The sequence below is a fragment of the Xanthomonas sp. NCPPB 2864 genome, from assembly GCF_056675615.1.
In genome coordinates, this window is the sequence record NZ_JBWWVS010000004.1 from 359,220 (window position 1) to 372,780 (window position 13,561).

The 13,561-nt window shown below is 67.5% G+C and carries 13 protein-coding genes; 9 read left to right on the top strand and 4 right to left on the bottom strand.

What is annotated here, in order from left to right; genetic code table 11:
- Position 1 precedes the first annotated feature (1 nt).
- Genes xpsH through AC1KVE_RS12170 form a run of 9 tightly spaced genes read left to right on the top strand, consistent with a single transcriptional unit; the run spans position 2 to position 8,064 of the window.
- Complete coding sequence (gene xpsH / locus AC1KVE_RS12130; protein WP_184458204.1) at positions 2–511, top strand: type II secretion system protein XpsH; 510 nt, start codon at positions 2–4, stop codon at positions 509–511.
- Positions 508–924: a type II secretion system protein XpsI gene (gene xpsI, locus AC1KVE_RS12135; RefSeq protein WP_029218999.1), complete on the top strand. Its 417-nt coding sequence runs from the start codon at positions 508–510 to the stop codon at positions 922–924. Before xpsH ends, xpsI begins: the two co-directional genes overlap by 4 nt.
- Positions 921–1,556 carry a type II secretion system protein J gene (locus AC1KVE_RS12140; RefSeq protein ID WP_016901925.1) on the top strand — a complete coding sequence of 212 codons (636 nt, stop codon included), beginning with the start codon at positions 921–923 and terminating at the stop codon, positions 1,554–1,556. Before xpsI ends, AC1KVE_RS12140 begins: the two co-directional genes overlap by 4 nt.
- Positions 1,553–2,404, top strand: a complete 852-nt coding sequence (locus AC1KVE_RS12145; RefSeq protein WP_016901924.1) for a type II secretion system minor pseudopilin — start codon at positions 1,553–1,555, stop codon at positions 2,402–2,404. Before AC1KVE_RS12140 ends, AC1KVE_RS12145 begins: the two co-directional genes overlap by 4 nt.
- A complete protein-coding gene (locus AC1KVE_RS12150) occupies positions 2,401–3,522 on the top strand; it encodes a PilN domain-containing protein (protein ID WP_024939114.1) in 1,122 nt (373 codons plus the stop codon). The genes AC1KVE_RS12145 and AC1KVE_RS12150 overlap by 4 nt, the downstream gene beginning before the upstream one ends.
- A complete protein-coding gene (gene gspM, locus AC1KVE_RS12155) occupies positions 3,506–4,159 on the top strand; it encodes a type II secretion system protein GspM (protein ID WP_184458206.1) in 654 nt (217 codons plus the stop codon). Before AC1KVE_RS12150 ends, gspM begins: the two co-directional genes overlap by 17 nt.
- On the top strand, positions 4,149–4,940 hold the full coding sequence (gene xpsN, locus AC1KVE_RS12160; protein WP_184458208.1) for a type II secretion system protein XpsN: 792 nt from the start codon (positions 4,149–4,151) through the stop codon (positions 4,938–4,940). Before gspM ends, xpsN begins: the two co-directional genes overlap by 11 nt.
- Entirely contained in the window at positions 4,937–7,228 is a 2,292-nt protein-coding gene (gene gspD, locus AC1KVE_RS12165; RefSeq protein WP_481092126.1) for a type II secretion system secretin GspD, read from the top strand. The genes xpsN and gspD overlap by 4 nt, the downstream gene beginning before the upstream one ends.
- Positions 7,225–8,064, top strand: a complete 840-nt coding sequence (locus tag AC1KVE_RS12170) for a glycosyltransferase family 2 protein (RefSeq protein ID WP_046344326.1) — start codon at positions 7,225–7,227, stop codon at positions 8,062–8,064. Before gspD ends, AC1KVE_RS12170 begins: the two co-directional genes overlap by 4 nt.
- A 302-nt stretch (positions 8,065–8,366) precedes the next feature.
- Here the strand turns inward: AC1KVE_RS12170 and AC1KVE_RS12175 are convergent, their stop codons facing one another.
- The 4 genes from AC1KVE_RS12175 to AC1KVE_RS12190 form a co-directional block, all read right to left on the bottom strand.
- On the bottom strand, positions 8,367–9,095 hold the full coding sequence (locus tag AC1KVE_RS12175) for a UTRA domain-containing protein (RefSeq protein WP_104541638.1): 729 nt from the start codon (positions 9,093–9,095) through the stop codon (positions 8,367–8,369).
- A gap of 105 nt (positions 9,096–9,200) precedes the next feature.
- Positions 9,201–9,776, bottom strand: coding sequence for a nicotinamide riboside transporter PnuC (gene pnuC / locus AC1KVE_RS12180; RefSeq protein ID WP_046344324.1), 576 nt, complete (start codon positions 9,774–9,776; stop codon positions 9,201–9,203).
- A gap of 199 nt (positions 9,777–9,975) precedes the next feature.
- Positions 9,976–12,141: a TonB-dependent receptor gene (locus AC1KVE_RS12185; RefSeq protein WP_481092127.1), complete on the bottom strand. Its 2,166-nt coding sequence runs from the start codon at positions 12,139–12,141 to the stop codon at positions 9,976–9,978.
- A 32-nt stretch (positions 12,142–12,173) separates the two neighbouring features.
- Positions 12,174–13,334 (bottom strand): phosphotransferase enzyme family protein, encoded by a 1,161-nt coding sequence (locus AC1KVE_RS12190; protein ID WP_184458214.1) that lies wholly within the window; start codon positions 13,332–13,334, stop codon positions 12,174–12,176.
- Positions 13,335–13,561 lie beyond the last annotated feature (227 nt).

The window sequence follows — 13,561 nt, forward strand, 5'->3', positions numbered from 1 at the left end:
CATGCGCGTTGCGTGTCAGCCGTTGCGTCATCCGCGTGGAGTGGTCGGCCCTGGTCGTCCCCGCACGCGTGGCAGTTCGTTGCTGGAGATGTTGCTGGTCATCGCCCTGATCGCGATGGCCGGCGTATTGGCTGCCGCTGCGCTCAATGGCGGAATCGACGGCATGCGCCTGCGCACCGCCGGCAAGGCGATCGCCTCGCAGCTGCGCTACACGCGCACCCAGGCGATTGCCACCGGCACGCCGCAGCGGTTTCTGATCGATCCGCAGCAGCGCCGCTGGGAAGCCCCCGGCGGCCATCACGGCGATCTGCCGTCGTCGCTGGAGGTGCGCTTCACCGGCGCGCGGCAGGTGCAGTCGCGGCAGGATCAGGGCGCCATCCAGTTCTTCCCCGATGGCGCCTCCACCGGCGGGCGCATTGATCTGCGCGTCAAGGACGCGACCTGGCGCGTGGACGTGGGCTGGATCACCGGCGAAGTGCGTTCCGGGCAGTTGCGGACGCCTGCGCCATGAAGCGCCAGCGCGGTTACACGCTGATCGAGGTGATCGTCGCCTTTGCGTTGCTGGCGTTGGCGTTGAGCCTGTTGCTGGGATCGCTATCTGGTGCCGCACGTCAGGTGCGCGCGGCCGACGAGAGCACGCGCGCCACCCTGCATGCGCAATCGTTGCTGGCAGCGCAGGGCATGGACAAACCGCTGGTGCCCGAGCAGCAGCAAGGCACCTTCGAAGACGGGCATTTCCGTTGGTCGATGGATGTGCGCCCGTACGACGAGCCGCGACGCAATCCGCAGGCGCCGGTCTCCCCCGGCGCGCACACGCTGCTGCAGCTGACCCTGGTGGTGCGCTGGGGCGAGCAGCCCAACCAGGTCCTGCAGTGGCGCACCTTGCGGCTGGTGGCTGCGGCGCAGCCGGGCAGCGCGCCATGAGTCGCTCGCGCAGTGCCGGCTTCACCTTGATCGAAGTATTGCTGGCGACCATGTTGCTGGTCGGCGGGCTGGCATTGGCGTTTGCCACCTTGCGCTCGGCCAGCGCGGTCAGCCAGCGCGGCGAGGCGATCGCCCAGCGCAGCGAACGCGTGCGTGCGGTGGAAGAATTCCTGCGCCGGCGGCTGGCGGCGGCACTGCCGATCGCGATGGGCATCGACCCGCAGAGTCAGCAGCCGATGCTGTTCATCGGCGAGCCGCAGCGTCTGCGTTTTGCCGCCGATGTGCCGGATTACCTGGGCCGCGGCGGGCCGTACCTGCACGATCTGTCGGTGGCCGGCGATGGCGAGCAGCGCACGCTGCGGATCGCGCTGACCATGTTGCAATCGGGCAAGTCGATCGAAGAGGGCACCACGCTGCCGCCGGAAACACTCGCCGAAGACGTGCAGCAGGTGAGCTTTCGGTATCGCGGGATGGATCCGCAGAGCGGCCGCCTGAGCGCATGGTTGCCGCAGTGGGAATGGCACGACCGTCTGCCATTGCTGGTGCGCATCGAGATCCGTAGCGGCGGTGCCGCCTGGCCGCCGCTGGTGGTGGCCTTGCCGCAATCCAGCAACCCGGGAGCGGGGCAATGAGCGCAATGCGCGGTGCCGCGCTGGTGTTGGTGTTGTGGCTGATTGCGCTGCTCACCGCGATGATCGGCGCATTCGCGCTGACCGCGCGGGTGGAAGCGCTGCAGGGCAGCATGCTGCGCAATGGCGCGCAGGCGCAGGAATACGCGCGCTCCGGGCTGGAATACGCACTTTCCCGCCTGCAGAGCACCGACACCCAGGCGCGCTGGCTCGCAGACGGCCGGCGCTATCGTTGGCAGATGGACGATGCCACGGTGGAGATCCGCATTACCGACGAAAGCGGCAAGGTGGACTTGAACATGGCCGAGCCCGCGCTGCTGGCCGGCCTGGTACGCGCGGTCGGTGGCGAACAGGGCCGCGATACGCGCATTGCCGGCGCGATCGTCGACTGGCGCGATGGCGATTCGCTCAGCCAGCCCGGCGGCGGCGCGGAAGATCGCGATTATGCCGATGCCGGATTGCCGTACGGCGCAAAGGATGGCCCGTTCGAAACGCTGGGCGAGTTGCGCCTGGTGCTGGGAATGGATGGCGAGCTGTATCGCAAGCTATTGCCCAACCTCACCCTGTACAGCGGACGCTCGCGCCCCGAAGCGCGCTTTGCGCCGGGCCCGGTGCTGACCGCGATGGGCCTGGATGCGCGGCAACTGCTGGCCCAGCGTGACGCGCCGCCGGGTTTGCCGGGCAGCGAGGCGACGGTCGGTGGGTCGGACACTTATAGTATCGAGAGCCGGGCGCGACTGAGTCAGGGACGCGAGGCTGTGTTGCGGGCGGTGGTCTCCACCAGTGCGTCCGCATTACCTGGGTCGGCATATACCGTGTTGCGTTGGGAAGAGGGAGCAGCAGTGCAATGACCGCATGGCGGGACACCTTGGGTCGTATCGGCGTACGCGCCATGCCGGGAGCCGGAGGCTTCTGGCGTTGGTGGCAACAATCGCTGCTGGCCTGGCTGCCGCAGCGCTGGCAATGGCAGTTGGGCCTGTCGCCGTCGCGGCTGTTGTTGCAGCCCGATGGGCAGGCGTTGCAGTTGCTGCGTCAGCGCGATCACAGCAGCGAGACCATCGCCAGCCTGCCGTGGCCGGTGCAGCCGCAGGAAGTGCATGCCTTGTTGCCGACCGCGCTGGAAGGCCTGCCGCGGCATTGGCTGCTGCCGGCCGCGCATGCCTTGCGTCGTCCGTTGCGCCTGCCTGCTGCGGCAGCGGCGCGCCTGCAGGATGTGGCGCGCTTCGAGATCGATCGGCAAACCCCGTTCACTGCCGACCAGGTGTACTTCGATGCGCGCGTGCTGGACGTGCGCGAAGACGGCCAGCTCGATGCCGAACTGGTGGTGGTGCCGCGGCGCATGATCGATGGCCCGGACGGCGTGCCCGACGCATGGGCCAGCGCCCTGTCCGGCATCGATGTCGCCAATGCACAGGGCCTGCCATTGGGCGTGAACCTGCTGCCGCCGGCACGGCGGCTGCGGCGCAGCGACCCAATGCAGCGCTGGAATCTGTTGCTGGCCGCCGCCGCACTGGTGCTGCTGGCCGTGGCCGGCTGGCTGCTGCTGGACAACCGCCGCCAGGCCGCCGACGACTTGCGTGCCAAGGTGCAGGCCAACGCCGCGCGTGCGCGCCAGGTCGCCGCCGAACGCCAGCAATTGCTGGATCTGGTCGAAGGGGCCAACTTCTTTCAGCAGCAACGCGCCACCCGCCCCACCTCGGTGGAAATCTGGGACGAGCTGAGCCGGCGTCTGCCGGGCGGCACCTATCTGGAAAAATTCTCGGTCGAAGGCGGGCAATTGCAGTTGATCGGCTTGAGCAACGAAGCCTCCTCGCTGGTGCGGCGCCTGGAAGGCTCGCCACTGTGGCGCACGCCCTCGCTGACCGGCGTACTGCAGAGCGATGCCGGTCGCAACGTCGACCGCTTCACCATCACCGCCGAACTGGCCGGCCCCGATGCCAAGGAGGCGGCCGATGCCACGCAGCGTTAAGCGCGATCGCTGGATCGCTTTGGGCCTGCTGTTGCTGGTGATCGGCGTGGCCTATCTGGTGCTGGTGCACCCCTGGTTCACCCAGCCGATGATCGCCGTGCAGGACGACCTGCAAGCGCTGCGCGAGCGCGAGCTGCGCGTGCGCGTGCAACTGCAGCAGGCGCCGGAAATCAGCAAACGGCTACGCCAGGCGCGCCAGACCCTGGAAAGCCGCCCGGGCTTCCTGCCGGAAACCTCGGCCGAACTGGCATCGGCCGGCCTGGTGCAGCGGCTGGAACGCGCCGTGGTGGAAGCCAGCCCCGGCAACCGTAGCTGCGCGATCAGCAACCGCTCGCCGCTGCAGCCGGAAAGCAAGGACCGCTTCACCCGCGTCGCGGTGCAGGTGCGCCTGCGCTGCGGCACCCCGGAGCTGGCCTCGGTGCTGTACAGCCTGGAAAACGGCGCCCCGCGCCTGTTCGTGGACAACCTCAACGTGTCGGCGCAGCGCTACCAACTCTCGCCCAACGAAAGCGGCAACGGCCTGGACATCGCCTTCGAACTGGCCGGCTACCTGCGCCCCGGCGCCAGTGCCGCGCCGTTGAACACCGACGCCGCCCCCGCCGCCCCCGACGCCGCGGAGGCCAGCAATGCGCCTTGACATGATCGGCCTGCGCACCTGGCTGCTGGCCACCGTGGTCGGCTGGGCGCTGCTGGTGTGCGTGCTGTCCGTGGCCGGGCTGGGCAAGCGCGTGGAGCTGCTGCCGGACGACCCGGCCCTGGTGCAGCGCCTGCCCACCCTGCCGGCACCGGCACCCGAACGGCTGGGCGCGTTCGAAAAATATTCGGAGATCGCCGCGCATCCGGCCTTCGCCGAAGACCGCCTGCCGCATCCGTTCTTCCTGTCCGGCAACGACGGCAGCAGCGCCGCCTCGACGGTGCGCCTGACCGGCGTGCTGCTGACGGACAACTTCAAGATGGCCACGCTGACGCTGGACCCACAGGATTCGGTGCGGGTGCAGCTGGGCGGCGAAGCGGTCAAGGGCTGGCGCCTGCTCGCCCTGCAGCCGCGCAGCGCAACCATCGAAGGCCCCGGCGGCACCCAGACACTGGAGCTGCACGTGTTCAACGGCCTGGGCGGGCAACCGCCCACCGCCAATGCGGGCGCGCGTGGCGCTGCCGGCGCCGTCCCGCCATTACCGTCGCCCGATGCCGCCGCGGTCGCACCGACGCAGCCGCCGCAGACCCAGCCCGCCACGCCGCCACAGCAGCCCGGTGGGCAGACACCGCCGACGGTGCCGCCGCAGCGCAGCGATGGCGCCCAGGAAGCCCCACGCCCCTCCGATGATCAGATGCGCGCCATCCGCGAACGTATCGAAGCCCGACGCCGCCAGCTGCAACAGCAGCGCCAGAGCGGCTCTACCCCCGGTCAGACCCAATGAGTGAACGCATGACGCAGCGCCTGTTTCCCGTGTCCCTGCTGATCGGCCTGCTGGCCGGTTGCGCCACCACTCCGCCGCCGGACGTGCGCCGCGACGCGCGCCTGGACCCGCAAGTCGGCGCCGCCGGCGCCACCCAGACCGGTGCCGAGCAACGCGCCGAGGGCAATGCCAGCGCCAAGCCCACCCCGGTGATCCGGCGTGGCAGCGGCACCATGATCAACCAGAGCGCGGCGAGCGCGCCGGCACCGACGCTGGGCATGGCCAGCAGCGGCAGCGCCACCTTCAACTTCGAAGGCGAGTCGGTGCAGGCGGTGGTCAAGGCGATCCTGGGCGACATGCTCGGGCAGAACTACGTCATCGCCCCCGGCGTGCAGGGCACCGTGACCCTGGCCACGCCCAATCCGGTCTCGCCGGCGCAGGCCTTGAACCTGCTGGAAATGGTGCTGGGCTGGAACAACGCACGCATGGTGTTCAGCGGCGGCCGCTACAACATCGTGCCGGCCGACCAGGCGCTGGCCGGCACCGTCGCGCCCAGCACAGCATCGCCGTCGGCCGCGCGCGGTTTCGAAGTGCGCGTGGTGCCGTTGAAGTTCATCTCCGCCAGCGAAATGAAGAAGGTGCTCGAGCCCTATGCGCGCCCGAACGCCATCGTCGGCACCGATCCCTCGCGCAACGTGATCACCCTGGGCGGCACCCGCGCCGAGCTGGAAAACTACCTGCGCACCGTGCAGATCTTCGACGTGGACTGGCTGTCGGGCATGTCGGTGGGTGTGTTCCCGATCCAGTCCGGCAAGGCCGAAAAGGTCTCGGCCGATCTGGAGAAGGTGTTCGGCGAACAGAGTAAGACGCCCAGTGCCGGCATGTTCCGCTTCATGCCGCTGGAAAACGCCAACGCGGTGCTGGTGATCACCCCGCAGCCGCGCTACCTGGACCAGATCCAGCAGTGGCTGGACCGCATCGACAGTGCCGGTGGCGGCGTGCGGCTGTTCTCGTACGAGTTGAAGTACATCAAGGCCAAGGACTTGGCCGACCGCCTGTCGGAAGTGTTCGGTGGGCGCGGCAACAACAGCGACTCCAACGCATCGCTGGCCCCGGGCTCGGAAACCAGCGTGCTCGGCGGCGCCCTGGGTAACCGCGACAGCAGCATGGGAGGCAGCTCGGGCACCACCGGCGGCAGCATCGGCGAAAACAGCGATGGCAGCTCCTCCGGCAGCAGCTTCGGCGGCAGCAGCGGCAGTGGAAGCAGCAGCGGTGGACTGGGCAACGGCAGCCTGCAACTGCCGCCGCGCAGCAACGGCAATGGCGCGGTGACGCTGGAAGTGGAAGGCGACAAGGTCGGCGTGTCGGCGGTGGCCGAAACCAACACCTTGCTGGTGCGCTCCACGCCGCAGTCGTGGAATTCGATCCGCGACGTCATCGAAAAGCTCGATGTGATGCCGATGCAGGTGCATATCGAAGCGCAGGTGGCCGAGGTGAATTTGACCGGTGACCTCAGCTACGGCGTCAATTGGTATTTCGAGAATGCGGTGAATGCGGCGACAGCGACTGGAGGCGCAGGTCTGCCACCGGCAGTAGGCCGTAACATCTGGGGTGACATAGCAGGGACGGTTACCAACAATGGTCTTGGCTGGACATTTCTTGGAAAGAATGCCGCTGCGGTCATCAGTGCGCTTGATCGTGTCACCAACGTGCGCCTGCTACAGACGCCGTCGGTTTTCGTCCGCAACAATGCCGAAGCCACGCTCAACGTCGGCTCCCGTATCCCCATCAATTCCACATCGATCAACACCGGGCTGGGCAGCGATAGCAGCTTCTCTTCGGTGCAATACATCGATACCGGTGTGATCCTGAAGGTGCGTCCGCGTGTCACCAAGGACGGTATGGTGTTCCTGGACATCGTGCAGGAAATTAGCACTCCCGGCTCGCGTCCGGCAGCGTGTACCGCTGCCACCACTACGACCGTCAATAGCGCAGCCTGCAATGTCGACATAAATACGCGTCGAGTCAAAACGGAAGCTGCAGTGCAAAGTGGCGACACCATGATGCTTGCCGGTTTGATTGATGACAGCACGACCGACACAAGCGACGGCGTGCCGTTCCTGAGCAGACTTCCGGTCGTCGGTGGGTTGTTCGGGAGCAAGGGCAAAAACAACACTCGCCGCGAAGTCATCGTGCTGATCACTCCGTCGATCGTGCGCAACCCGCAGGAAGCGCGCAATCTCACCGACGAATACGGCCAGAAGTTCAAAGCCATGGAGCCGCTGAAACCCAGCCAGAAGCCGCAATGAGTGCGGCATTGCCCGTCGTGCTGGTGCCGGTCGGCACCGACGACGAGGCCCTGGATGCCTGTCTGGGCGCAATGGATGCCGCCACGCCCGCCGGCACGCGGGTGTGGTTGGCCGACGACGCGCAGGCCGGCCCGCGCGGCCGCGCGGTGATCGCGCACTGGTTGGCGCGCACGCGGCTGCAGGCGCATCACACCCGTCGTCAGCGCATGCTCGGCGAGGTGGCCCATCTGGACGAAATGCTCAGCGGCTGCGGCGATGCCGATGTGGTGGTGCTGGGTGTGGATGCCTGCCCGCTGCCGGGGTGGTTGAATCAGCTCGACGCCTGCTTTGCGCGTGATGCGGCGATCGCCACCGCCACCCCGTGGAGCAATGTGGGCGAAGCCTGCAGCTGGCCACGCCTGGGCGAACTCAATCCGATGCCTGCCGCGCCGGAGCGGCTCGCCGCTGCGTGCGCGGCGATGCCGCCATTGCATCCGGAACTGCCGTCGGCAATCGGCCACGCGGTGCTGCTGCGCGGCAGCGCGCGGCGCAAGGCCGGCGGCCTGGACGCCAGCAGCTATGGCTCCTGGTATGCGGCACTGGTGGACCTGAGCCTGCGCATGGCTGGCCTGGGATGGCGCAACGTGCTGTGCGACACCGCCTTCGTCGCCTCGCCGCACGAAGGCCGCCCTGCCGATGGCGACATGGATGCACTGGCCACACGCTGGCCGGCCTGGCACGCACGCCTGGCCAACTTCCTGATGCACGACCCGCTACGTGCGCAACGCGATCAACTCGCGCAACTGCTCGCCGACCTGCCGCCACCTGACCCACAGCGCAGGCTGTTCGACGCATAGTGGTATCGCGGCCGAGCCTGCCCGCTGCGTTGGGCGGGAGCGGCGATGGAATGACCAAGAGCCACTGACGCGAACAACAATGCAGTTGTTAGGCGGGCACAGATGCTGCGGCCTGCATCATCTTTTTGAGCATGTACCCATAGCCACCTCAGTCGGTTCTGCGACATGTGGTCAACCGCAGAGAGCATCGCAACGATGCACTACAGATGCAACGAAGAAAGCAGCGCGTGATGCTCACCATCGATTCCCGATTCCCGATTCCCGATTCCCGATTCCCGATTCCCGATTCCCGATTCCCGGCGCTAAAGCGCCGACCGCATCGGTGCCTCGGTCCGCACCACCACATCCAGTGCATCGTGACGCCAGGATTCGATATCCAGTTCCACCGCGCGGCCGTCTTCGGCGAAGCTGATCCGCTGCAGCCGGAAGCACGGTGTGCCGGTGGTGGACTGCAGCAACAGGGCTTGCGCGGCGTCCAGCCCGGCCGGATGCATCGACAATTGCGCGCGGCTCAGGAACAGCCCGAGTTTCTGGTTGAACACGCTCGATAGCGAGCCGGCCAGGTCGTGCTCCAGCAGGCCCGGCGCCCAGGCGGCCAGCACCACGTTGGTTTCCAGCAGCACCGCGCGGCGGTCGATCCAGCGCCGGCGTTGCAGCACGAAGACTTCGTCGTACGGCGTCTCCAGCCGTAGCGCGGCCGCGTAGACAGCCCCCGCTGCCTGCCGGGTGGCACTCAATAGCTCGGTGCGCGGTTTGCGCCCTTGCGCCGCCACGTACTGCATGAAACCGGCGATGCTGGTGGGGTCGTAGCGCACGCGCGGTGCGCTGACGAACCAGCCCCGCCGGTTCTCGCGGTAGATGCGGCCCTGCGCTTCCAGTTGCTGCAAGGCCTCACGCAAGGTGATGCGGGTGCAACCGAAGCGTTCGGCAAGCTCGCGCTCCACCGGCAGGCGCTGATCCGGGCCCCATTCGCCCGCGGCGATCTGCGCGGAGACGATTTCGGTGATGGCGTGTTGGCGCGACGCGCTCATGCGGCGACCTGCCGATGGTGGCTGCGGCGCAGATGCAAGGCAGGCGGATAAGAGAGGTGCATGCAGCGATGGTAAAGAAGAACGCGCCCGCAAACTGCAGGTGGCTCAGGCAAGGCCTGCCGGGTTCTGCTGCTGTTGGGTTTTCCAGCTGCGCCATCCATACATGGCCAGCAGCACGAAGCCTGCATACAGCAGTGCGGTGGGGTACAGCCCCTTGCTGACGAACACGCCCACGTAGACGCAATCGAGCACGACCCACAGTATCCAGTTGGCGATGCGCTTGCGTGCGGCCCAGACGCTGGCGACCAGGCTGAAGCTGGCCAGCGCCGCGTCCAGCCAAGGCAGTGCGGCATCGGTGCGGTGATGCATGTAGGCACCGAGCGCGGCGGCGAACACGGCACCGATGCACAGCGAGATCCACAGCTCCGCCTGCGGCATCGGCAACGGGCGAATGCGTGTCTGTGCCGCCATCCCGCGCTGCCATTGCCACCAGCCGTACAGCTGGGTCAGCACGTAGACGCCTTGCAGCAGCATGTCCGAGTACAGCTTCCACTCATAGAACAGCCAGGCATACAGCACCACCGCCACGATGCCGACCGGCCAGCACCAGCGAATGCGCCGCGCGGTCAGCCAGACGCCCAGCAGGTTGATCACGACGGCGGCAGATTCGAGCAATGACATGGAAGGTCTGGGAAGGATGTCTGATGAACGATGGATCGGTGGCTGGGACGCAGAACAGTTCAACGTGAGCGTGCGAGCAGGCCGAGCGCGTTCACCGCCTGCAGCCGATACCGGCAGCGCACTCGGCCCGCGCGGCACCGCTGTCGCGTAACTTGTGCAGCTCACACGTCAGCGGATCGCATGGCCGCATCGGCTGCGTTTAGAAGTCCACCTGCACGGTCAGACGTGCCGTGCGCGGCGCGCCCGGGAACAGATAGGCGTCACCCTGGTATTCGCCGCTATCGCGCCAGTACCGCTTGTCGAACACGTTGTCCACGTTCAGGCGCCAGGTGGTGGCCAGCCCGCCCAGCGCGGTGGCGTAACGCGCGCCCAGGTTGGCCACGGTGTAGGCCGGCACGCTGGCGTTGCCGAGCCGGTCGGCGAACTTGCGCCCGCTGTATTGCACGCCTGCCAGCAGCGCCAGGCCATCGATGCCGGGCACGCTGTAATCGGCCTGCAGGCTGGCGCGCAGCTTGGGCACGTTGATGGCCTGATGGCCTTCGTACTCGGCAATGTCGGTGTCTTCGGCACGGGCGCGGATGGCGGCAACGCTGGCGAACACGCGCAATTGCTCGGTGGCCGCGCCATCGGCCGACAACTCCAGGCCACGGTTGTGCAGGCGGCCCTGTTGCACATAGCGCAGGCCACCATCGGCCTGCGGCTGGGTGAACTGGTAGGCCTGGCGGATGTCGAACAGCGCCGCGCCCAGGCGCAGGCCGTCGAAATCGAATTTTGCGCCGGTCTCCAGCTGGTACGCATTGGTCGGCGGCAGGATCTCATCGGCGTTGTCGGCAAACCACGGGGCGGTGCCGCCGGCGGCCAGGCTCTTGGCGTAGCTGGCGTACAGCGATACCTGCTGCTGCGGTTTGAACAGCAGCGCGGCCTGCGGCAGCAGCGTGTCCTTGCGCGTGCGTCGCTCCAGCACGCCATCGCGGTCGAAGCTGCGCTCGTCCAGGCGCACGTAACGCGCGCCCAGCGACAGCTCCCATTGCGACCCAAGACCGATCCGGTCGGCCAATACCAACGCGCGTTGACGGCTGTCCAGGCGGCGTTGCTTCGGGTCCAGCGCGACGTCGGTCTGTGCAAACACCTCCGGGTCGCGGTCGATGCTGCCGCTGCCGACGAATTCGTTGACCGAACCGAAGCGATCGATGGTGCGGCGTAGCCAGTCGCCGCCGATGCTCAGGCGGTGATCCAGCGCGCCGGTGAGCACACGGCCTTCCAGCGTGGCGCGCAGTTGATCGTGCACGCGGGTGTCGTCGGGGCTGCGATAGTCGTAGACGTCGTACTCGCCTTGCGCGCTGAAGAAATTCGGGGTGACGCTGTCGGCGCAACTGGCCGCGCCATAACAGCCCCAGGCGAACGCGGAGAAATCGTTGATCACCGAGCGGCTGCGTGATGCTTCAGCGGTGGCGCGCCAGTTGTCGTTGAACTGGTAGGCGTAGCGCAGCTGCGCATTGAGCGAATCCATCTCCACCGGCCGCGACCACGGCTGGTAGCCGAGCAGGCGATGCACATTGATGTCGCGCGGTACCTGCGTGCCACCGAGCAATTGGTAGCCGGGCACCGAGCGTTGCTGCCGATGCTGATACTCCACATCCAGCTGCAGCAGCGACTGCGGGCTGATCTTCCAGTCGCCGGCCAGCGACAGGAAATTGCGATAACCGTCGGCGTGGTCGACATAGTTGTTGATGTCTTCGCGCGCGGCGTTGACGCGCAGGCCCAGGCTGCGCTCGGCGCCGAACCAGTCGCCCAGGTCGGCGGCGACATAGCGCGAGCCCTGCTCGTCGGTGCCCAGGGTCACGCTGCGCACGTGCTCGGGCCGCTTGGTGCGGTAGTCGATCAGTCCGGCCGGTTCGTTGACACCCGATTGCAGCCCGGCCAGGCCCTTGAGGATCTGTACCTGCTGCTTGTTTTCCAGTGCAATGGATTGCTCGCCCACCGCGCTCAGGCCGTTGATGCGGTAACTGTTGGCGGCGTTGAGCGAATAGCCACGCACGACGAAATTCTCGTAGTAGCCGATCGGGGCGTAGGCGTCGCCGGCGGAGGCATCCGCGCGCAATACCTCGCTGAGCACGCGTGCCTGACGGTCGAGCAATTGCTGGCGATCGATCACCGCGATCGAGGCCGGCGCATCCAGCAGCCGCGTGGCACCGAAGCCGGTCAAGGCCGTGCTGGCGTCGGCGCGCTCGCCACGCACGTTGACCGCATCCAGTTCGACCGCCTCGGCACCGGGTTGTTGCTGCGCGAGGGCAGGCGTGGCGATGCACAGCGCAAGTGCAAGCGCGAGCGGGCGGCGGTGGTGAAGAGGGGCGGGCAGGTGCATGCGCAGGGCTCGAAAAGGAGAAGGAAAAACGCTCATGGCAACCGACGCGCGCGCGCGTGCAGGTGATTGAGCAGATGCTGGCCATCGGCGCTGGCAAACCAGTCCGCATGGCCGAGCAGGTAACGGTGATAGGCGATGTCGGCGTTGTCGGCCGAGCGGGTGATGCCGGCGAAGTATTCGATCTCGCTCAGGGCGAAATCCGCATGCACGATCGGCAGCAAGGCGGCCAGCTGCCGCAGCTGCGCGGCGCCCAGTGCGCAGTACCGGGCGTAGCCGTCCAGCAAGGCGTCGAGCTGCTCCAGCTGCGGCTGCGCGCGCTGTCCCGCATCCAGGTTCAACCATGGAATCAGGTTGCGTTCGATCGCCGTGGCCAGGTCGAACATTGCAAAGCTGCGGTCGCACAGGCCGAAGTCGAACACCGCGCTGACCTCGACGTCGCCATCGTCGTGTGTGCGCCACAGCAGGTTGGAGGCATGCCAGTCGCCATGCGTCCACAGCGGCGGCAGCGCGCCAGGCGCCGACAGCACCGACCAGGCCCGGGCGTGCCAGGGCAACAGGTGGTCGGTCAGGTCGCGGCGCCAGGGCCGGTCCTGAAAATCGGCGGCCAGGCCGGGGCGCGACAGCAAGGCCTGTTCCACCGCCCGGAGCGGGTCGGCCTGCGCGAACAGGGCCAGGTTGGCCACCAGTACGCTGCTGCGGCGTGGCGGCGCATCGAATCCCTGCGCTGCCAGATGCAGGCGTGCCAGCGCGGCACCTGCCGCCGCCGCATGCGGGACGCTGATAAAGGGCGTCCACGACAGGGCATCCCGATACAGGTCCTGGCCGAGCCCGGCGCGCTGCACTTCGTAGACCCAGTCCGCATCGGCCAGGGCGGTGCGGCCAGCGGCATCGTGCAGCACCTCGACCACCGCTGCGCCGGCCCAGCGCAGATGCGCCATGAAGACGTGCTCTTCGCGCAACGCGGCGACATTGCGCACGCTGCGGTGATGTCGCTTGACGATGAGCGTGCCGCTGGCGGTGTCCACGCAGGCGGCGGCGGAAAACGGGCGGGCGCTATGCCAGCGAATCAGTTCGCTACCGACGGGAGCGGAAAAGTGCTGCAGCACGCGACGGATTTCGTCGGCGGTCAACACCGGCCAGTCCGGCAGCGCCAGCTCCAGGCTCATGCCATGCACCTGATGCGAGGTGCTCATGCGCCCGGCTCCGGCAATGCGGTGCGGGTTAGTGGTATAGACCAGTCGATCGGTGCCGAAGCGGCGGACCCGGCGCGCGCGCCGGCGACAACACGGACGGCGCTGCCAGGCCGTCGTTGCGGCGCGCCCGCCATCAGGCGGTTGCACTGCAGGGAATGAAAAGGCAGCGCAACACCGAAAGGTCGCTGGCCGTCATCTCGACACTAAAAATGTGGGGCGCGCCGTGG

Coding starts and splice junctions, on each gene's coding strand:
- AC1KVE_RS12170 (WP_046344326.1), top strand. CDS start 7,225: ATGAGTGCGGCATTGCCCGTCGTGCTGGTGCCGGTCGGCACCGACGAC.
- xpsH (WP_184458204.1), top strand. CDS start 2: ATGCGCGTTGCGTGTCAGCCGTTGCGTCATCCGCGTGGAGTGGTCGGC.
- AC1KVE_RS12145 (WP_016901924.1), top strand. CDS start 1,553: ATGAGCGCAATGCGCGGTGCCGCGCTGGTGTTGGTGTTGTGGCTGATT.
- AC1KVE_RS12150 (WP_024939114.1), top strand. CDS start 2,401: ATGACCGCATGGCGGGACACCTTGGGTCGTATCGGCGTACGCGCCATG.
- AC1KVE_RS12175 (WP_104541638.1), bottom strand. CDS start 9,095: ATGAGCGCGTCGCGCCAACACGCCATCACCGAAATCGTCTCCGCGCAG.
- pnuC (WP_046344324.1), bottom strand. CDS start 9,776: ATGTCATTGCTCGAATCTGCCGCCGTCGTGATCAACCTGCTGGGCGTC.
- AC1KVE_RS12190 (WP_184458214.1), bottom strand. CDS start 13,334: ATGAGCACCTCGCATCAGGTGCATGGCATGAGCCTGGAGCTGGCGCTG.
- AC1KVE_RS12185 (WP_481092127.1), bottom strand. CDS start 12,141: ATGCACCTGCCCGCCCCTCTTCACCACCGCCGCCCGCTCGCGCTTGCA.
- xpsN (WP_184458208.1), top strand. CDS start 4,149: ATGCGCCTTGACATGATCGGCCTGCGCACCTGGCTGCTGGCCACCGTG.
- xpsI (WP_029218999.1), top strand. CDS start 508: ATGAAGCGCCAGCGCGGTTACACGCTGATCGAGGTGATCGTCGCCTTT.
- gspM (WP_184458206.1), top strand. CDS start 3,506: ATGCCACGCAGCGTTAAGCGCGATCGCTGGATCGCTTTGGGCCTGCTG.
- gspD (WP_481092126.1), top strand. CDS start 4,937: ATGAGTGAACGCATGACGCAGCGCCTGTTTCCCGTGTCCCTGCTGATC.
- AC1KVE_RS12140 (WP_016901925.1), top strand. CDS start 921: ATGAGTCGCTCGCGCAGTGCCGGCTTCACCTTGATCGAAGTATTGCTG.